Below are 228 nucleotides of genomic sequence, written 5' to 3'. Positions count from 1 at the left end.
CGTGGTGTTCCCGTCCAACCACTTCATGGCCCGGCAGATCGAGGGCGGCGCGCTGAAGAAGCTCGACAAGCGCCAATTGCCCAACTGGAAAAACCTCAACCCGGTATTGCTCAAGGCCCTGGAAAACAACGACCCGGGCAACGCCCACGGTTTTCCCTACCTGTGGGGCAGTACGGGCATCGGCTACAACATCGACAAGGTCAAGGCCGTGCTCGGCGACGACGCGCC

At 61.8% G+C, this 228-nt stretch carries 1 pseudogene; it reads left to right on the top strand.

The window, feature by feature from the left end:
- Nucleotides 1-228: pseudogene (locus SB765_RS34600) on the top strand (spermidine/putrescine ABC transporter substrate-binding protein PotF); the annotation flags it as partial.

This window comes from Pseudomonas sp. SIMBA_067 (genome assembly GCF_046534675.1).
GTDB classification, from domain to species: Bacteria; Pseudomonadota; Gammaproteobacteria; order Pseudomonadales; family Pseudomonadaceae; genus Aquipseudomonas; species Aquipseudomonas putida.
Note: the sequence above shows the minus strand (reverse complement) of the source record. Positions and strands in the feature narration are given on the sequence as shown.